At 63.3% G+C, this 19,223-nt stretch carries 15 protein-coding genes and 1 tRNA gene; 14 read left to right on the top strand and 2 right to left on the bottom strand.

Annotated features, from left to right (window positions below):
• Positions 1–122 precede the first annotated feature (122 nt).
• The 8 genes from NNX37_RS02095 (at position 123) to rplL (ending at position 5,346) form a co-directional block, all read left to right on the top strand.
• Positions 123–195: transfer RNA gene (locus NNX37_RS02095), tRNA-Trp, on the top strand.
• An 84-nt stretch (positions 196–279) separates the two neighbouring features.
• A complete protein-coding gene (secE, locus tag NNX37_RS02090; protein ID WP_255790549.1) occupies positions 280–561 on the top strand; it encodes a preprotein translocase subunit SecE in 282 nt (93 codons plus the stop codon).
• 96 nt (positions 562–657) lie between these two features.
• Complete coding sequence (gene nusG, locus NNX37_RS02085; RefSeq protein ID WP_255790548.1) at positions 658–1,431, top strand: transcription termination/antitermination protein NusG; 774 nt, start codon at positions 658–660, stop codon at positions 1,429–1,431.
• A gap of 129 nt (positions 1,432–1,560) precedes the next feature.
• Positions 1,561–1,992 (top strand): 50S ribosomal protein L11, encoded by a 432-nt coding sequence (gene rplK / locus NNX37_RS02080; RefSeq protein WP_230021192.1) that lies wholly within the window; start codon positions 1,561–1,563, stop codon positions 1,990–1,992.
• A 113-nt stretch (positions 1,993–2,105) separates the two neighbouring features.
• Complete coding sequence (gene rplA, locus NNX37_RS02075) at positions 2,106–2,813, top strand: 50S ribosomal protein L1 (protein WP_255790545.1); 708 nt, start codon at positions 2,106–2,108, stop codon at positions 2,811–2,813.
• Positions 2,814–2,938: 125 nt separating this feature from the next.
• The gene (locus NNX37_RS02070) at positions 2,939–4,021 is read left to right on the top strand and encodes a GNAT family N-acetyltransferase (protein WP_255790543.1); all 1,083 of its coding nucleotides are present in this window, start codon (positions 2,939–2,941) and stop codon (positions 4,019–4,021) included.
• A 319-nt stretch (positions 4,022–4,340) separates the two neighbouring features.
• Positions 4,341–4,910 (top strand): 50S ribosomal protein L10, encoded by a 570-nt coding sequence (rplJ, locus tag NNX37_RS02065; RefSeq protein WP_230021187.1) that lies wholly within the window; start codon positions 4,341–4,343, stop codon positions 4,908–4,910.
• Between the two features lie 61 nt (positions 4,911–4,971).
• On the top strand, positions 4,972–5,346 hold the full coding sequence (gene rplL / locus NNX37_RS02060) for a 50S ribosomal protein L7/L12 (protein WP_227918771.1): 375 nt from the start codon (positions 4,972–4,974) through the stop codon (positions 5,344–5,346).
• A 98-nt stretch (positions 5,347–5,444) separates the two neighbouring features.
• Here the strand turns inward: rplL and NNX37_RS02055 are convergent, their stop codons facing one another.
• On the bottom strand, positions 5,445–6,680 hold the full coding sequence (locus NNX37_RS02055; protein WP_255790541.1) for an acetyl-CoA C-acetyltransferase: 1,236 nt from the start codon (positions 6,678–6,680) through the stop codon (positions 5,445–5,447).
• Between the two features lie 506 nt (positions 6,681–7,186).
• Between NNX37_RS02055 and rpoB the strand changes: the two genes are divergently transcribed.
• From rpoB to NNX37_RS02040, 3 genes are all read left to right on the top strand, one after another.
• A complete protein-coding gene (gene rpoB / locus NNX37_RS02050; RefSeq protein ID WP_255790539.1) occupies positions 7,187–10,687 on the top strand; it encodes a DNA-directed RNA polymerase subunit beta in 3,501 nt (1,166 codons plus the stop codon).
• Between the two features lie 189 nt (positions 10,688–10,876).
• Positions 10,877–14,767, top strand: a complete 3,891-nt coding sequence (locus NNX37_RS02045) for a DNA-directed RNA polymerase subunit beta' (protein ID WP_255790536.1) — start codon at positions 10,877–10,879, stop codon at positions 14,765–14,767.
• Between the two features lie 80 nt (positions 14,768–14,847).
• The gene (locus tag NNX37_RS02040) at positions 14,848–15,615 is read left to right on the top strand and encodes an IclR family transcriptional regulator (protein WP_255790535.1); all 768 of its coding nucleotides are present in this window, start codon (positions 14,848–14,850) and stop codon (positions 15,613–15,615) included.
• A gap of 77 nt (positions 15,616–15,692) precedes the next feature.
• Here NNX37_RS02040 and NNX37_RS02035 read toward each other — a convergent pair whose 3' ends face one another.
• Positions 15,693–15,917, bottom strand: coding sequence for a hypothetical protein (locus NNX37_RS02035; RefSeq protein WP_255790534.1), 225 nt, complete (start codon positions 15,915–15,917; stop codon positions 15,693–15,695).
• Positions 15,918–16,518: 601 nt separating this feature from the next.
• On the opposite strand from NNX37_RS02035, the gene NNX37_RS02030 reads away from it, so the two are divergent.
• The 3 genes from NNX37_RS02030 (at position 16,519) to pcaG (ending at position 19,222) form a co-directional block, all read left to right on the top strand.
• On the top strand, positions 16,519–17,715 hold the full coding sequence (locus tag NNX37_RS02030; protein WP_255790533.1) for a 4-hydroxybenzoate 3-monooxygenase: 1,197 nt from the start codon (positions 16,519–16,521) through the stop codon (positions 17,713–17,715).
• A 116-nt stretch (positions 17,716–17,831) separates the two neighbouring features.
• Positions 17,832–18,656, top strand: a complete 825-nt coding sequence (pcaH, locus tag NNX37_RS02025) for a protocatechuate 3,4-dioxygenase subunit beta (RefSeq protein WP_407079902.1) — start codon at positions 17,832–17,834, stop codon at positions 18,654–18,656.
• Positions 18,656–19,222, top strand: coding sequence for a protocatechuate 3,4-dioxygenase subunit alpha (gene pcaG, locus NNX37_RS02020; protein ID WP_255790531.1), 567 nt, complete (start codon positions 18,656–18,658; stop codon positions 19,220–19,222). Before pcaH ends, pcaG begins: the two co-directional genes overlap by 1 nt.
• Position 19,223 lies beyond the last annotated feature (1 nt).

Genomic DNA, 19,223 nt, shown 5'->3' with positions numbered 1-19,223 from the left:
GGTTGTCCTCACCGCGCTGTCTCGTGTCTTTCGAGTGGATTGTGTCTTGCAAGCGGACTTGTTGGGAAACTAACGTCCTTCCGCTGTGGCTACAATGGTGCGGTAGGGAAATTTTCCTCCATAGGGTAGTGGCGCAATTGGTAGCGCAGCGGTCTCCAAAACCGCAGGTTGCAGGTTCGAGTCCTGTCTGCCCTGCGCAGAACTGTCATTTCCGGCAGCTCAGCAGTCCTTCATGGAATGAGCAGTCCCAGCGCATGCTGCGATTGTGAACCGACACAGATGAGTGAGGCGAAGGTGACCGAGACAGCTGCCAGCAGCTCCAAGGGACACCCCTCCAGCGGGCCCAAAAAGCGGGGCTTCTTCGCCGGTATCGCTCTCTTCCTGCGCCAGGTGATCGCCGAACTCAAAAAGGTCGTCACCCCCACCCGTAAGGAACTGCTGAGGTACACACTCGTTGTCCTCGCGTTCGTGCTGGTGATGATGCTTATCGTTACGGCTCTCGACTTTGCCTTTGGCAGGGGCGCACTGTGGATCTTCGGCTCGGGCGGCGGCGAAAGCTAGCCAAAGACCTAAGGCTCCGCCCGCTGGGCGCGGAACCGGAGACCATGAGCTAGTGACAAACCCGATAGTGCTCTGAAGAAGAAAGCAGGAATCTACGTGTCCGAGCAAGAACTCGAATCACAGATCAATGACAACGCTGATCTGGATACCGAGGATCAGATCGCCGCAGCCGACGTCGACGAGGCGCCCGCTGCTGTTGATGCATCGGCCGACGAAGAAAACGCAGCTGAAGAAGCTGCTGATTCCGCAGAAGACGCTGAGCCTGAGGAAGATCCGGCCGAGGCCTTCAAGGCCAAGCTGCGCCGCCAGGAAGGTGACTGGTACGTCATCCACTCCTACGCCGGCTACGAAAACCGCGTGAAGTCCAACCTTGAGACCCGCATCCAGACACTGGACATGGAAGAGGACATCTTCGAGATCCAGGTCCCGATGGAGGAAGTCGTCGAGATCAAGAACACCACGCGGAAGATCGTCAACCGCGTGCGTATCCCCGGCTACGTGCTGGTGCGCATGAACCTCACCGATGAGTCCTGGGGCGTTGTCCGGCACACTCCCGGCGTCACCGGCTTCGTTGGCAACGCACACAACCCGACTCCGCTGAGCCTCTCCGAGGTGTACTCGATGCTCGAGCACACCGTGGTTTCGCCCAAGACCGAGGCCGGCAAGCCCGCGCAGCAGCAGTCGTCGAACATTGCAGTGGACTTCGAAATCGGCGAGCCCGTCACGGTCAACGAAGGGCCGTTCGAAACCCTTCAGGCCACGATCTCCGAGATCAAGCCCGAGTCCCAGCAGCTGGTGGTTCTCGTGACCATCTTCGAGCGCGAGACGCCGGTAACCCTTGGCTTCGGCCAGGTCACCAAGCTCCAGTAGCTTTCAGACTTCGCTGCCCGCAGGTCCGCTTTAACCTGCAGGCAGCGTCCGGCCGCCAAGCCATGGCGGCCACCACCCCGGACGGACGCTCCTGTCCTTCGGGAACATAATTTAGAGAAGGACCCTTTCATGGCCCCCAAGAAAAAGGTCACCGGCCTCATCAAGCTGCAGATCAACGCAGGCGCCGCCAACCCGGCTCCTCCGATTGGTCCGGCACTTGGCCAGCACGGTGTCAACATCATGGAATTCTGCAAGCAGTACAACGCTGCAACGGAATCCCAGCGCGGCAACGTTATCCCGGTGGAAATCACCGTCTACGAAGACCGTTCCTTCACCTTCATCACGAAGACCCCTCCGGCTGCACAGCTGATCAAGAAGGCTGCCGGTGTAGCCAAGGGTTCCGCAACCCCGCACACCACCAAGGTTGCCAACCTGACCCAGGCTCAGGTCGAAGAGATCGCCACCATGAAGATGGAAGACCTCAACGCCAACGATGTCCAGGCAGCTGCCAAGATCATCGCAGGCACCGCCCGCTCGATGGGCATCACCGTACAGGGCTAAGTCCCCGTACTGGTTTCAATTTCACATAACTGTCGCCGCCCCTTACAGGGGACGGCGTGTGGCAGGGCCGGGCGCGGTCCGATAGACCACAACTGCACAAGGAGAAAAAGCAGATGGCAAAGCGCAGCAAAGCATATGAAGCAGCTGCAGCCAAGATCGATGCGGACAAGCAGTACGCACCGGTCGAGGCTGTAGAGCTGGCGAAGGACACCAATCCTTCCAAGTTCGACGCAACCGTTGAGGTGGCTTTCCGCCTGGGCGTTGACCCCCGTAAGGCTGACCAGATGGTCCGCGGCACGGTCAACCTGCCCCACGGCACCGGCAAGACGGCCCGCGTCCTCGTTTTCGCAACCGGCGAGAAGGCTGAAGCAGCAATCGCTGCCGGCGCCGACTTCGTTGGTTCCGACGACATGATCGAAAAGGTTGCAGCAGGCTGGACCGACTTCGACGCCGCAGTGGCTACCCCGGACATGATGGGCAAGGTCGGCCGCCTGGGCCGCGTGCTCGGCCCGCGTAACCTCATGCCGAACCCGAAGACCGGTACGGTTACCCCGAACGTGGCCAAGGCTGTCACGGACATCAAGGGTGGCAAGATCGACTTCCGCGTCGACAAGCACTCCAACCTGCACTTCATCATCGGCAAGGTGTCCTTCGACGCCCAGAAGCTGGCTGAGAACTACGCAGCAGCTCTGGAAGAGGTCCTTCGCCTCAAGCCGTCCGCAGCAAAGGGCCGCTACATCTCCAAGGCGACCGTGTCCACCACGTTCGGCCCGAGCATCAGCGTTGACCCCAACGTCACCAAGGTCCTCGCAGACGCATAGTCAGCAGTAGTACCTGGGGATTCTTCCCCTCAAAGGGCGGCCGCAGCTTTTCGCTGCGGCCGCTTTTTTGTGTTCCCGGGCATTGGCGTTTGGTATCGGGGACTGCGTGCGGAAGGATGTCGGCCATGACGCAGATGCAGGTCTCGATTGAGCCGATTGCCGTTCCGGCCGGACTGGACGCACCGGGGGCGGCGGACTTCGTTGCCGTTGCCGAAATGTTCAATGCCCAGCAGCAGGAATTCTGGGGCAACAATGACTTTTACGGTCCGCCGCAGGCGCAGCTTGCCGGCCGGGGGAGCACCCCGACCCGGCGGCGCGAGCTCCTGGCCGCCCGTGCCGGGTCCGACATCGTGGGGGTGGCCCAGATAAACCTCCCGTTGACCGACAACCTGCACAGCGGAACGGTCGACATTGTGGTGGCACCTTCCGCCCGGCGCCGCGGCGTTGGAACGCGGCTCTACGCCGCGGCGGAGCAACTGGCGCTGTCCGACAACCGGCGCATGCTCATGGCGGAGACGGACCATTTGCTCTCCGGTGAGACGGCGGGACCGATCGCCGGCACGGCGTCGCTGGTCCCGCAGGACGCCGCCGCCTTATTCGCTTCCGCGTTGGGGTTCCGGCTGGAACTGGTGGACCGCGTCAGCCGGCTCGAGCTGGGAAGCCCTGCCGATGATGAGGCCGTGCTGGAACAGGCGAGGACCGCTGCGGGAGCAGGCTACGAACTCGTGTTCTGGAGCGGCGCATGTCCCGAGGACCTGATAGCGGCCTACGCACGGCTGCGGCAGAAGATGAGCACCGATGCACCCATGGGAGGACTGGACCTGGCGGAGGAAGTCTGGGACGGAGCCCGGGTGCGGGAAGCCGAGGGTCTGGCCCGCGACATGGACGCCGAGGTGCTGGTCAGCGCCGCCCGGCACGTTGCCACCGGCGAGCTTGCCGGCCACACTGTCCTGGAGGTTTTCCGCAACAACCCCGCCGTGGTTTACCAGGACGACACCCTGGTGCTGGAAGGCCACCGGGGGAACCGGCTGGGCATGCTGCTCAAAGCGGCGAACCTGGTCTGCCTCCGGGAGGCGGTTCCCGAAGCGCTCCGGGTTTACACCTGGAACGCCGAGGAAAACCGCCACATGCTCTCCATCAATGAGCAGCTGGGGTTCCGGGCCATCGGCTACTCCGGAGAGTGGCAAAAGGAGCTGTCCGCCGAGTGAGATCCGGCAGCGGCTGCCGTCCGCGCAGGGCCCGCCGCCGGGATTTGTTCCCTGCCGGATTCTCCCGTACTCTGGAACTACCAAAGACCGTCGGTCGATGTGCATTCAATCCCACCGTAAGGCTGAACCTTCAGCCCTCCACGCGTGGAACCCGGTTGGAGAAACATCCGAAAGTCCCTTGATAGGGCGGCCTGCGCAGGTGAACGAACTGAACTCCGGAACTTTGTGTGTCCGTTGAGTGAAGCCCCGTGCATCTGCCCGGGGCGTTTTTTATGTTCGGGACCCGATCCACCGGCACTATTTCCCCGGAAGGAGGGTTATGGCAACGCCAACAAAGGTGTCAGCAGTCGAGGAGATCACCACCGATTTCAAGGAATCGACCGCTGCTGTCCTAACCGAATACCGCGGGCTCACCGTTGCACAGCTCAAGGAGCTGCGTCGTTCGCTCGGCCAGGACACCAAGTACTCGGTCGTAAAGAACACCCTGACTGGCATTGCAGCCAAGGAAGCCGGCATCGACGCGTTCGAAGGCCAGCTTGCCGGACCTACTGCAATTGCCTTCATCAAGGGTGACGCAGTTGCAGCTGCAAAGAGCCTGACGGATTTTGCCAAGACCAACCCGCAGCTCGTCATCAAGACCGGTGTCTTCGAGGGCAATGCCCTGGATGCCGCCGGAGTAGCCGCACTGGCTGCCCTTGAGTCCCGTGAGTTCCAGCTTGCACGCGTCGCCGGTGTCCTCAAGGCACCGATGTCCATGCTCGCCCGCACGGCTGATGCACTGCGCATGAAGCTTGAAGAGGAAAGCGGCGCCCCCGCTGACTCCGCTGCAGAAGAGGCTCCGGCCGCTGCAGAAGAAGCTCCGGCAGCAGAAGCAGCCACCGAAGAGTAGAACCTCTTCTCCATCAATCTCCGGTGCCTGCGTGCACCAACTATAGGAAGGACGCCACACCATGGCGAAGCTCACCAACGAAGAGCTCATTGAAGCTTTCAAGGAACTGTCCATCATCGAGCTCTCCGATTTCGTGAAGCTCTTCGAGGAGACGTTCGACGTCACCGCTGCTGCTGTCGCAGTTGCCGGCCCCGCTGCCGGTGCCGCTGAAGCCGCTGAAGAGAAGACCGAATTCGACGTCATCCTCGAAGCAGCCGGCGACAAGAAGATCGCAGTGATCAAGGAAGTTCGCTCCCTGACCTCGCTGGGTCTGAAGGAAGCCAAGGACCTGGTTGACAGCGCTCCGAAGGCCGTCCTCGAAGGCGCCAACAAGGAAGCCGCTGACAAGGCCAAGGAAGCTCTCGAAGCTGCCGGCGCCACCGTCACCGTCAAGTAGTTTTTACTGCCTCACCGCATAAAAACGCTTTACAAAAGGCCCCGTTCCGAAAGGAACGGGGCCTTTTGTATTCCTTGGGAGCGGCTGCTCCGGGGCGGTTAGGCCTCTTCGCGGTACAACAGCAGGGCCTCGCCCTGGCCGCCGCCGCCGCAGAGGGAAACCCCGGCCCGGCCGGATCCGCGCCTGGCGAGTTCATGTGCTGCGGTGAGGGCCAGGCGGGCGCCCGAGGCGCCGATCGGATGCCCGAGCGCGATGGCTCCGCCGTGCAGGTTGCACTGTTCCAGGTCCATGCCCAGTTCGTTCAGGGACTGGACCGCCACGGCACCGAAGGCCTCGTTGATCTCGATGAAGTCCAGGTCCGAGGTGCTCCAACCCGCCCGGCGAAGGGCGGCGAAGAGGGCGTTGGACGGCTGGGAATGAAGCGTGTTGTCCGGACCGGCCACCTGGCCGGGGAGCCCGACGGCGGCCAGGACATTCAGCCCGTTGGCTTCGGCGAAGTCCCGGGTCGTGAGGATCAGTGCTGCGGCCCCGTCCGAAAGGGGGGAGGAGTTGCCGGCCGTGATGGTTCCCTCTGCATCGAAGGCCGGCCTCAGGCCCGCCAGGGTGTCCACCGTGGTGCCGGGGCGGACGCCCTCGTCTGCAGTAAGCACCACGGGTTCGCCGCGGCGCTGCGGCACGGTCACGGGAACAATTTCCGCGTCGAAGATCCCCGCCGCCATCGCCGCTGCCGCCCGCTGGTGGGAGGCTGCGGCTACTTCGTCCTGTTCCAGCCGCTTGATGGCCAGCTTCGTGTTGCCCCGCTCGGTGGAAATGCCCATGGAGTCATTGTCGAAGGCATCGGTCAGGCCGTCGTGGGCCACGGAGTCCAGGGCCGAGATGTTGCCGTAGTTCCAGCCTTGGCGGGAGCCGGGAAGCAGGTGCGGGCCGCGCGTCATGGATTCCTGGCCCCCGGCCACCACCACAGTGGCCTCGCCGCCCCGGATCAGCCGGGCGGCGTCGATCACCGCAGCCAGGCCGGAGAGACAGACCTTGTTGACGGTGACCGCCGGGACGTCCCAGCCGATGCCGGCTTTGATGGATGCCTGGCGGGCGGGATTCTGCCCGCAGCCGGCCTGCACAACGTGGCCCATGATGACCGAATCCACGTCGGCGGCGTCAACACCGGACTTCTCCAGTGCGCCCTTGATGGCAAAGGCGCCGAGTTCGACGGCCGTGAACGCGGACAGCTGGCCGTTCAGACGGCCCTGGGGAGTGCGCGCGCCCCCAACGATAACCACTTCGGGAACGGCTGCGCCCTCACGGGCTGCGGAGGTGTTTATGGGTGCGTGAGTCACTCGTGGGTCGCTTTCGTCGTTGTATTCGTCATTGAAGACACGGATAAGGCTACGCCAACCCGGGAGCCCCGGGGAGAGCGCCGTCACAGAGGGCGGCGGCGCCGCACACCGCCCCGGCAAGCATAAAAGCCCCGTTGTGCGGTAAGGTATCTGTATCCGATGCGGAAACGGTACGCCGGTGTTGCCTGTAGCTCCCCCTTGACCGGGAATCGATTGCCGGGATCCGAGACTGGATCCCCACCCGGGAACCTCCGTTTGGAGGGGTTGAGCGAAGCAGGGTTCAAATACCGGGTAGACTTGTCTGCCCATAATGCCCTATAGTGGATATTTGCTTCCTCCTGTTAACCTTCAGCCTTCATATAGCGGTGGGCTTCGTTCCGTGCCGGGCAGTATCCGCAACCTGTGGATGTGCCGCACGCCGGACATAGGGACGCACACGGACTCGGTCCGCATTGTGCAGGGGAGGAGGCGTGAAACACGCCTGAAGGTCTGTGGAAGGATCCCTCTTGGTCGCCTCGAGCACCTCTAATAACGAAACCGCTACTAATCCGGAGAACGCAGCTTCCCGGATTTCATTCGCAAAGATTCACGAACCGCTTGACGTTCCCAATCTTCTTGCCCTGCAGACGGACAGCTTTGACTGGCTCGTCGGCAACGAGCGCTGGAAGGCGCGCGTTGAAAAGGCGCGGGAGACCGGCGAACAGGGTATTGCCACCACATCCGGCCTGGCCGACATCTTCGAGGAAATCTCCCCGATTGAAGACTTCCAGGGCACCATGTCCCTGAGCTTCTCGGAGCCGGAGTTTGCCGACCCGAAGTACACCATGGCGGAGTGCAAGGACCGGGACGCTACGTACTCGGCCCCGTTGTACGTTAAAGCCGAATTCATGAACAACAACACGGGTGAGATCAAGCAGCAGACCGTGTTCATGGGCGACTTCCCCCTCATGACAGACAAGGGAACGTTCGTCATCAACGGCACCGAGCGTGTTGTTGTTTCCCAGCTGGTCCGTTCCCCGGGCGCCTACTTCGAGCGCACCGCTGACAAGACCAGCGACAAGGACATCTACACCGCGAAGATCATTCCTTCCCGCGGTGCATGGTTCGAACTGGAAATCGACAAGCGTGACCAGGTGGGCGTCCGCCTGGACCGCAAGCGCAAGCAGTCCGTCACCGTGCTGCTCAAGGCACTGGGCTGGACCGAAGGCCAGATCCTCGAGACCTTCGGCGAATACGACTCCATCCGGGCCACCCTGGAAAAGGACCCCACGGAAACCCGCGAAGATGCCCTGCTGGACATCTACCGCAAGCTCCGTCCGGGCGAGCCGCCCACGGTCGAGGCTGCCCAGACGCTGCTGGACAACCTGTACTTCAACCCGAAGCGCTACGATCTGGCCAAGGTTGGCCGCTACAAGATCAACCGCAAGCTCGGCATCGACAAGCCCCTGACGGATTCCGACGCCTCGGTACTGAACAATGACGACATCGTCGCCATGATCAAGTTCCTCGTGGCACTGCACGCCGGCGAGAAGACGGTTCCGGGCAAGCGCAACGGTGCCGACGTGGACATCCGCGTCGAGGTCGACGACATCGACCACTTCGGCAACCGCCGTATCCGCGCCGTCGGCGAACTGATCGAAAACCAGATCCGCACGGGCCTGTCCCGTATGGAGCGTGTGGTCCGCGAACGGATGACCACCCAGGACGTCGAGGCCATCACGCCGCAGACCCTGATCAACATCCGTCCCGTGGTTGCTGCGATCAAGGAGTTCTTCGGAACCTCCCAGCTCTCGCAGTTCATGGACCAGAACAACCCGCTGGCCGGTCTGACGCACAAGCGCCGCCTGTCCGCACTGGGCCCGGGCGGTCTGTCCCGTGACCGTGCAGGCATGGAAGTCCGAGATGTGCACCCGTCCCACTACGGACGTATGTGCCCCATCGAAACCCCTGAAGGCCCGAACATCGGCCTGATCGGTTCGCTGGCTTCCTACGGCCGCATCAACGCCTTCGGCTTCATCGAAACCCCGTACCGCAAGGTCGAGGAAGGCGTAGTCACCGACAAGGTCGACTACCTGACCGCCGATGACGAAGTTGAGCGCACCATTGCCCAGGCAAACGCCCCGCTGCGCGCCGACCAGCACTTCGCCGAGGACCTCGTCCTCGTCCGTGCCCGCGGCGGCTCCGGTGAGCCCGTCCTCGTTGAACCCAACGAGGTCGAGTACATGGACGTCTCCCCGCGCCAGATGGTGTCGGTGGCTACGGCCCTGATCCCGTTCCTCGAGCATGACGATGCCAACCGTGCCCTCATGGGTGCGAACATGCAGCGCCAGGCTGTGCCGCTGCTCCGTTCCGAGCGCCCCGTCGTGGGCACCGGCATGGAGAAGTACACCGCAGTTGACGCCGGCGACTCCGTGACCGCCAAGAAGCCCGGTGTTGTCACCGAGGTTTCCGCTGACATCGTGACCGTCATGAACGACGACGGCACCGAGACCAGCTACCCGATCATGAAGTTCGAGCGCTCCAACCAGGGCAACGCCTACAACCAGCGCGTGCTGGTCTCCGAAGGTGCCCGGGTTGAGGTCAACAGCATCATCGCCGACGGTCCCGCAACGGACCAGGGTGAACTGGCCCTTGGTAAGAACCTGCTCGTGGCATTCATGTCATGGGAAGGCCACAACTACGAAGATGCCATCATCCTGTCCCAGCGCATGGTCTCCGACGATGTCCTGACCTCCATCCACATTGAGGAGCACGAGGTTGACGCCCGCGACACCAAGCTTGGTGCCGAGGAAATCACCCGCGACATCCCCAACGTCTCCGAAGAGGTGCTTTCGCAGCTCGACGAGCGCGGCATCATCCACATCGGTGCCGAGGTTGAAGCAGGCGACATCCTGGTTGGCCGTGTCACCCCGAAGGGTGAAACGGAACTGACCCCGGAAGAGCGCCTGCTGCGCGCCATCTTCGGCGAGAAGAGCCGCGAAGTCCGCGACACCTCCCTGAAGGTTCCCCACGGCGAGTCCGGCACCGTCATCGGCGTCCGCATCTTCGACCGCGACAACGACGACGAGCTGCCCCCGGGCGTCAACCAGCTGGTCCGCGTCTACGTGGCGCACAAGCGCAAGATCACGGACGGCGACAAGCTGGCCGGCCGCCACGGCAACAAGGGCGTCATCTCCAAGATCCTCCCGATCGAAGACATGCCGTTCATGGAAGACGGAACCCCCGTCGACATCATCCTGAACCCGCTGGGTGTTCCGGGCCGAATGAACGTTGGACAGGTCCTGGAAATCCACCTGGGCTGGGCTGCGAAGCAGGGCTGGAAGATCGAGGGCGAGCCGGACTGGGTCAAAGACCTGCCGAACCTGCCCCGCGAGACCGGTCCCACCACGGTTGCCACCCCGGTGTTCGACGGTGCCAGCGAGGACGAGATCATCAACCTGCTCGACTCCACCAACGTGACCCGTGACGGCAACCGCCTGATCGGTGCCTCGGGCAAGGCCCGGATGTACGACGGCCGCTCCGGCCAGCCGTTCCCGGACCCGATCTCGGTCGGCTACATGTACATCCTGAAGCTCCACCACCTGGTGGACGACAAGATCCACGCACGCTCCACCGGACCGTACTCCATGATCACGCAGCAGCCGCTGGGTGGTAAGGCACAGTTCGGCGGCCAGCGCTTCGGTGAGATGGAAGTCTGGGCCCTGGAAGCGTACGGCGCTGCCTACACGCTGCAGGAACTGCTCACGATCAAGTCTGATGACATCCATGGCCGCGTGAAGGTCTACGAAGCCATCGTCAAGGGCGAGAACATCCCGGAGCCCGGCGTTCCGGAATCGTTCAAGGTCCTGATCAAGGAAATGCAGTCGCTCTGCCTGAATGTGGAAGTCCTCTCCACCGAAGGCAACACGATTGAAATGCGTGACTCGGATGAAGAAGTCTTCCGGGCCGCGGAGGAACTGGGTATCGATCTGTCCCGTGCAGAGCCCAGCTCCGTCGAAGAGGTTTAGCTGGTAGATCCGCCCGGGGAGTCCGTCGGGCGGTTCGGAACGGCGGCAACGAAATTCCTAGCTCGCAGAGCTCGCTGGAATATTAAAGCCGCCTAACCCGAACCGTCCGACGGACCCGGGGTGGGTCACCTTCAATCTTTTCCGCACCCGAGACATTCAGATTTAGAGAACAAGAGAGAACAGGGACCCATGTCCAACGATTCCACGTTCGGCCTCATGCGAATCGGCCTTGCCACCGCGGATGAAATCCGCGGCTGGTCTTACGGCGAAGTCAAGAAGCCGGAAACCATCAACTACCGAACCCTGAAGCCGGAGAAGGACGGTCTTTTCTGCGAAAAGATCTTCGGTCCTTCCCGCGACTGGGAATGCTACTGCGGTAAGTACAAGCGCGTCCGCTTCAAGGGCATCATCTGTGAGCGCTGCGGCGTCGAGGTCACCCGTGCCAAGGTGCGCCGCGAACGCATGGGCCACATTGAGCTCGCCGCTCCGGTCACCCACATCTGGTACTTCAAGGGTGTTCCGTCCCGCCTGGGCTACCTGCTGGACCTGGCACCGAAGGACCTCGAAAAGGTCATTTACTTCGCTGCCTACATGATCACCTCGGTCGACGAAGAAAACCGCCACGCGGAACTGCCGAACCTGCAGGCCGAGCACGACCTGGAGCGCAAGCACCTCGTCGACCAGCGCGACTCCGACATTGCCGCGATCGCCAAGGACCTCGAAGGTGAGCTTGCCCGCCTCGAAGGCGAAGGCGCCAAGGCTGCCGACAAGAAGAAGGCCCGCGACTCCGCCGACCGCCAGATGGCCAAGGTCCGCCGCGACGCCGACAACAACATCGAGCGCCTCGAACAGGTCTGGGACCGGTTCAAGAACCTCAAGGTCGGCGACCTCGAAGGCGACGAAGGCCTCTACCGCGAACTGCGTGACCGCTTCGGTCTGTACTTCGAAGGCTCCATGGGTGCCGAAGCCATCAAGAAGCGTCTTGAAGACTTCGACATGCAGGCCGAGTCCGAGAACCTGCGCGACATCATCCAGAACGGCAAGGGCCAGCGCAAGACGCGTGCCCTGAAGCGCCTGAAGGTTGTCAACGCGTTCCTGACCACCACGAACAGCCCGCTGGGCATGGTCCTCGACGCCGTTCCGGTCATCCCGCCGGAACTGCGCCCGATGGTCCAGCTCGACGGCGGCCGTTTCGCGACGTCGGACCTTAACGACCTGTACCGCCGCGTGATCAACCGCAACAACCGCCTGAAGCGCCTGCTGGATCTCGGTGCCCCCGAGATCATCGTGAACAACGAAAAGCGGATGCTCCAGGAAGCCGTTGACTCCCTGTTCGACAACGGCCGCCGCGGCCGTCCGGTCACCGGACCGGGCAACCGTCCGCTGAAGTCGCTGTCCGACATGCTCAAGGGCAAGCAGGGCCGCTTCCGCCAGAACCTGCTTGGTAAGCGCGTTGACTACTCCGGCCGTTCCGTGATTGTTGTCGGCCCGCAGCTGAAGCTGCACCAGTGCGGTCTGCCCAAGCAGATGGCCCTGGAGCTCTTCAAGCCGTTCGTGATGAAGCGCCTGGTTGACCTCAACCACGCACAGAACATCAAGAGCGCCAAGCGCATGGTCGAGCGTTTCCGTCCGCAGGTCTGGGACGTACTGGAAGAGATCATCACCGAACACCCGGTGCTGCTCAACCGTGCACCCACCCTGCACCGCCTCGGCATCCAGGCCTTCGAGCCGCAGCTCGTTGAGGGCAAGGCCCTTCAGCTGCACCCGCTGGTCTGCGGCGCCTTCAACGCTGACTTCGACGGCGACCAGATGGCAGTCCACCTGCCGCTGAGCCCCGAAGCCCAGGCTGAAGCACGCATCCTGATGCTGTCCTCGAACAACATCCTGAAGCCGTCCGACGGCCGCCCGGTCACACTGCCCTCGCAGGATATGATCATCGGCCTGCACCACCTCACCACCAAGCGCCCCGGCGCTGTTGGCGAAGGCCGCGTGTTCGGCTCCATGTCCGAGGCCATCATGGCGTTCGACATGGGCGAGCTGCACCTGAACTCGCTGGTGAAGATGCGCGTGGACGGCTTCGTTCCCAGCGCAACCCAGCCCGCTCCGGAAGGTTGGGAAGAGGGCACTCCTGCCCTCATCGAAACCTCCCTCGGACAGGTCATCTTCAACCAGACGCTGCCGGCGGATTACCCGTGGGTGAAGGAAGTTGCCGATAAGGGCCAGCTCTCCGCGATCGTCAACGATCTCGCCGAGCGGTACCCGAAGGTCGTCACGGCTGCCACGCTGGACAACCTGAAGGATGCCGGTTTCTACTGGGCCACCCGCTCGGGCGTTACCGTCGCCATCTCCGATATCGCGGCCCCGATCGACAAGCCGGCCATTATGGAAGGCTACGAAGCCCAGGCTGCCAAGGTTGAAAGCCAGTACGGCAAGGGCCTGATCGCTGAAGACGAGCGCCGCCAGGAACTGATCGACATCTGGAACAAGGCCACCAACGAGGTTGCTGCTGCAATGCGGGCGAACATGCCCGAATTCAACAACATCAACCGCATGGTGTCCTCCGGTGCCCGTGGTAACTGGCTGCAGGTCCGGCAGATTGCCGGTATCCGTGGTCTGGTGGCCAACCCTAAGGGTGAGATCATCCCGCGTCCGATCAAGTCCTCGTACCGCGAGGGCCTGTCGGTGCTGGAATACTTCATCGCCACCCACGGTGCCCGTAAGGGTCTCGCCGATACCGCTCTGCGTACCGCCAACTCGGGTTACCTGACCCGTCGTCTGGTGGACGTTTCCCAGGACGTCATTGTCCGTGAGGAAGACTGCGGCACCGAGCGCGGCCTGAACGTGACCATCGCTGTTCCGGACGCCAACGGCGAACTGCAGCTGCACGAAGAGGTCGAGAACTCGGCGTACGCCCGTACGCTGGCCACCGACGTCACCGATGCACAGGGCAACGTCCTGGCCAAGGGCGGCGACGATGTGGGCGACGTCCTCATCGCCAAGCTGTTCGAAGCCGGCGTCACCGACATCAAGGTCCGCTCCGTACTCACCTGTGAGTCCGCCGTCGGTACCTGTGCACTGTGCTACGGCCGCTCCCTGGCCACGGGTAAGACCGTGGACATCGGCGAGGCCGTGGGCATCATTGCCGCACAGTCCATTGGTGAGCCGGGTACCCAGCTGACCATGCGTACCTTCCACACCGGTGGTGTTGCTTCCGCTGAGGACATCACCCAGGGTCTGCCCCGTATCCAGGAGCTCTTCGAAGCACGTACGCCTAAGGGTGTTGCTCCGATCTCCGAGACCGCGGGCCGGGTCACGCTGGAAGAGACCGACCGCCAGATGCGTCTGGTTGTCACTCCCGACGACGGCTCCGAGGAAATCGCCTACCCGGTCCTGCGCCGTGCCCGCCTCCTGGTTGCCGACGGCGACCACGTCGAGGTTGGCCAGCAGCTGGTCTTCGGTGCGGTGGATCCCAAGCAGATCCTCCGTATCCTCGGCCCGCGCAAGGCACAGGAATTCCTGGTGGACGAAGTCCAGCGCGTGTACCGCAGCCAGGGTGTGGGCATCCACGACAAGCACGTCGAGGTTATTGTCCGCCAGATGCTGCGCCGCGTAACCGTGATCGAGTCCGGCGACTCCGATCTGCTCCCGGGTGAGCTGACCGAACGCCGCCGCTTCGAGAGCGAGAACCGCCGCGTGGTTTCGGAAGGCAAGAAGCCTGCTTCGGGCCGTCCGGAACTCATGGGTATCACCAAGGCCTCCCTGGCCACCGAGTCCTGGCTGTCCGCCGCTTCCTTCCAGGAGACAACCCGCGTCCTGACGCAGGCTGCCATGGAAGGCAAGAGCGATCCGCTGCTCGGCCTCAAGGAGAACGTCATCATCGGTAAGCTGATCCCGGCCGGAACGGGCCTGCCCCGTTACACCGAGGTCACTGTCGAGCCGACCGAAGAAGCAAAGGCCAATCTGTTCACCGGCCCCAGCGCCTTCAGCGACTTCGACTACGCCGGCGTTGACGGCGGTCTGAGCCCCGAGTTCCACGCCATCCCGCTGGATGACTACGACATGGGCAGCGACTTCCGCTAAGGAAAGCGCAACCAACGGCAGGTCCCGCACCCTCGTGGTGCGGGACCTGCCGCGTTTAACGGCTGTGCCAGACTGGGAACATGGCGAATTCCCCGACCGGCGAATCCATGACCAGCCGGATCGTCCGGATTATCAGCGCCTTCGACGACACGCACCAGTCCATGCCCGTGGCCGTGCTGGCCCGCCGCGCGGAGCTGCCCCTGTCCACCGCCCACCGGATCGTGAAGGACCTCATGGGGCACGGCTTCCTCCAGCGCGAGCCGGACGGCGGCATCCGCCTCGGCCTTCGCCTGTGGGAACTGGCCAACCGCAGTTCTGCGGCGCTGGGCCTGAAGCAGATCGCGATGCCGTTCATGGAGGACATCCAGGCAGTGGTCCGGCAGCACACGCAGCTGTCCGTGCTGCGCCAGGACGAGGTCCTGTTCATCGAACGGCTGTCCAGCCACGGCTCGGTACTGAACCACGCCAAGGTCGCCGGCCGGCTCCCCGTCCACGTCTCGTCTTCGGGGATGGTGATGATGGCCCATTCGCCCCGGCATGTGCAGGAGGCCTATCTGCAGCGGCGGGACCTGGATGCCGCCGCTGAGAAGGTCCTCCGGGCTTCCTGGGCCCGGATGCGTCTGGAAGGCAGCGCGAGCCTGCCCGGCGCCGTCGTCCCGGAGACCACCGGGATAGCGGTGCCCGTGTTCGGAGCGGGCAGCACCGCGGTGGCGGCGATCGGCGTTGTCGTGCCTACCGGAGGGGAGGATATCCCCGCAACCGTCCCGGCCCTGATGACCGCTGCCCGCGGCATTTCACGGGGACTGGGAGTGCGCACCGAAGCGGCGGGACCGCACTACCGGCGCTGATCCGCCGGCCGTGATCGCGGCGCTCATCACCTGGAAGTCCGCGGTGACAACGAGTATGTATTCAGTCCGGGTCAGCCCTACGAGCAGTAGGCGAGGCTGATCACCAGCAGGTCAATACCGGGGTCCTGTCCGTTGTAAAGCTTCACGAGAGCGGTCTCTATGTCCTCGAGTGTGTCTTCGACACCCACGCTCGTGTTCTGGGCAAGGACTGCGTCGTAGAGTGCCTCGAGTGCATCCAACTGCGTCAACGAGCCGTTCTCCCTGTACGTGCCGATCGAGTCCACTAACGCACTGCATGCCACCTCGACTGCCTGGCTGCGGAGCTCACCTGCACCGCCCGGGGCCGGAACATCATCAGCCCTGCTCCTGACTTGGGAAGCCAGACTGTCCACGGTGGTCCCTGTTTGGGCAGCCTGCCTTTCCAAGGGCTCAAGCACATCGTCGGTGGAAGTACCGAGCGATCTCGCAATGTCATCCGCCATGTTGGTGCCGCCTTTTGCCACGGACGAGCATCCGCTGAGCATAAGCGCAAACACAAGGAAGGTTCCGGTGGCCGTCCTGTTCATGGCATTCCCTCCAGGTATTCCCTGGCCACCCCGGCGCGATCATAGTGCGCCGTCCGACTGATGCAGTCAACACTAAGCAGATCTACACACGTTCACGGGGCAGAGAATTCTGCCTATCCGAAGGACGCGCCCCTTGGCTTCCGACATCGAACGGATCCGGATCAACCCGCCTTCCGGCTTCCAGCCTGACCGTGGCACCGGGCCCGCCACCCTGGCTATCCGTGGCACCGGATGCCGGCCGGTTTCCCAATGAATGAGAATCTCCTTGGAACACCCCGTGTGCCGGCAGTCACACTGGGATGTAGTGTCCGCTACAAAGTTTCCAAAGGAGTTCCAGATGGGTGCAGAGCGCACAATTCTCAAGACGCAGGTCGGCATTGTGGGCGGCGGCCCGGCCGGACTGATGCTTTCGCACCTGCTGGCCAAGTCCGGCATTGAAAACATCGTGGTGGAGAAGCGGGACCACGAGACCATCCGCACCACGCACCGGGCCGGGATCCTGGAGCACGGCAGTGTTCGGATGCTCACCGAGACCGGCGTCAGCAACAGGGTGCTTACCGAGGGTTACCGGCACGAGGGGATTGACCTGCGCTTCGGCGGCGAGAGCCACCGCATCGACTTTGAAGACCTGGTGGGGGAGTCCGTGTGGCTGTATCCGCAGAATGAAGTCTTCACCGATCTGGCCGCCGCCCGGGAACGGGACCATGGGGATGTCCGCTACGGAGTCAGCGACACCGCAGTGGTGGACCTGGCAACCGACACCCCGAAGATCCTCTTCACGGACAGCGACGGCCGGGACTATGAGATCCACTGCGAGATCCTGGTGGGCTCCGACGGCTCCGCCGGCATCTGCAAGCGCTCCATCCCCAAGGAAGCCCGCACGGACAACTTCATCGAATACCCCTTCGCCTGGTTCGGCATCCTCACCCGGGCAGCCCCCAGCGCACCGGAACTGGTCTACGCCAACTCGGACCGCGGTTTCGCCCTGATCAGCCAGCGCAACGACGAGGTCCAGCGGATGTACTTCCAGTCCGATCCGAACGAAGACCCGGATGCCTGGAGCGAAGACCGGATCTGGGACGAGCTGCAGGCCCGGGTGGACGGCCCGGACGGATTCGAACTGACGAGGGGACCCATCTTCGAAAAAACCGTGCTGAAGTTCCGCAGCTACGTCTGCGAACCTCTGCGGTACGGAAACCTGTTCCTGGCCGGCGACGCCGGGCACACTGTTCCGCCCACGGGAGCAAAGGGGCTGAACCTCGCCCTGGCCGACGTTCGGGTGCTGTTCGAGGCCATCGATTCGTTCTACGCCACCCGGTCCGCGGACCTGCTGGACGGGTACAGCGACAAGGCGCTGAAGCGGGTCTGGCGGGCACAGAACTTTTCCTACTGGATGACCTCGATGCTGCACACCCGGGCGGATGCCGGCCCCTTCGAGCGCAAGCGTGCGCTGGGAGAACTGAGCGGCGTCGCCGCCTCCCGGCACGGCAGCGCCTACCTGGCCGAGGCCTACACCGGCTGGCCGAACGACTAAATGTTCGTATAGCGAACACCTGTACATCCCATGAACAAGCCGTGTACTGTGGTTTCGACCACGTGGATGCTTGGAAAGCCGGAGCGCGAGGGCGCGCTTCATTGAAAGGAAGACCCATGGAAATGGAAGAGGATCTTTTCTCGAACAGCCATGTCATCGAGAAGCTGGACGCCGCCGAGGCCTCGCAGGACCAGATCTCCGCTGAAATCGCGTCGGTCCACGCCGAGTACGCCAAGGGGGTGGACGACGGCGCCGCGGAGGAGACCCAGCCCCGCATCGATTTCTCTCCCTACCGCAGCTCCCTCCTGCGCCACCCCACCAAGGATCCGCACCACGTGGACCCCGAAACCATTGAACTGTGGTCCCCGGCCTTCGGCCACCAGGATGTCCATGCGCTCGAGAGCGACCTGACCATCCAGCACAACGGCGAGCCGATGGGGGAGCGGATCATCGTCCGCGGACGCGTCCTCGACGGCGACGGGCACCCGGTCCGCAACCAGCTGGTGGAAATCTGGCAGGCCAACTCCGCCGGCCGCTACATCCACAAGCGCGACCAGCACCCCGCACCGCTGGACCCGAACTTCACCGGCGTCGGCCGCTGCATCACCACCGATGACGGCTTCTACGAGTTCACCACCATCAAGCCCGGACCGTACCCGTGGAAGAACCACTACAACGCCTGGCGGCCCGCACACATCCACTTCTCGCTCTTCGGCACCGATTTCACCCAGCGCATGATCACCCAGATGTACTTCCCCGGCGATCCGCTGTTCGCCCTGGATCCGATCTACCAGTCGATCACCGATTCCAAGGCCCGCGACCGCCTCGTGGCTACGTACGACCACAACATCACCTCGCATGAATGGGCCACCGGCTACAACTGGGACATTGTGCTCACCGGCAGCAACCGCACCTGGATGGAAGACGAGGACGCAGAGTAATGAGCGAGCAGAAGCTAACCGCCACCCCGGGCCAGACCATCGGCCCGTTCTACGGCTACGCCCTCCCCTTCGAAAAGGACAACCAGCTGCTGCCCCCGGGCATGCCCGGCAGTATCCGCCTGCAGGGCACCGTGACCGACGGCGGCGGTGACACCATTCCGGACGCCCTGCTGGAAATCTGGCAGGCCGATGCCGACGGGAACATCCCGCAGCGGACCGGCTCCCTGGTCCGCGACGGCTACACCTTCACCGGATGGGGCCGCACCGCCGTCGACAACACCGGCAACTACACCTTCACGACTGTGAACCCGGGTCCGACGGAAGAGGGATCGGCCCCTTTCATTTCCTTCGTCGTCTTTGCCCGCGGCCTGCTGAACAAGCTGCACACCCGGATGTACCTGCCGGACGACGAAGAGGCCCTGGCCCGCGACCCGCTGCTGTCCTCGCTGCCCGAAGAGCGCCGCCGCACCCTGATTGCCGCCCGCGAAGCCGACGGCGGACTGCGCTGGAACATCTGCCTGCAGGGCGAGGACGAGACCGTCTTCCTCACCTACCCCGGAGCGTAGC

This window comes from Arthrobacter zhaoxinii, assembly GCF_024385505.1.
In the GTDB taxonomy this organism is placed as follows: domain Bacteria; phylum Actinomycetota; class Actinomycetes; order Actinomycetales; family Micrococcaceae; genus Arthrobacter_B; species Arthrobacter_B zhaoxinii.
The sequence above is the reverse complement of the archived record's forward strand: the minus strand, read 5'-3'. Positions and strand labels throughout refer to the sequence as shown.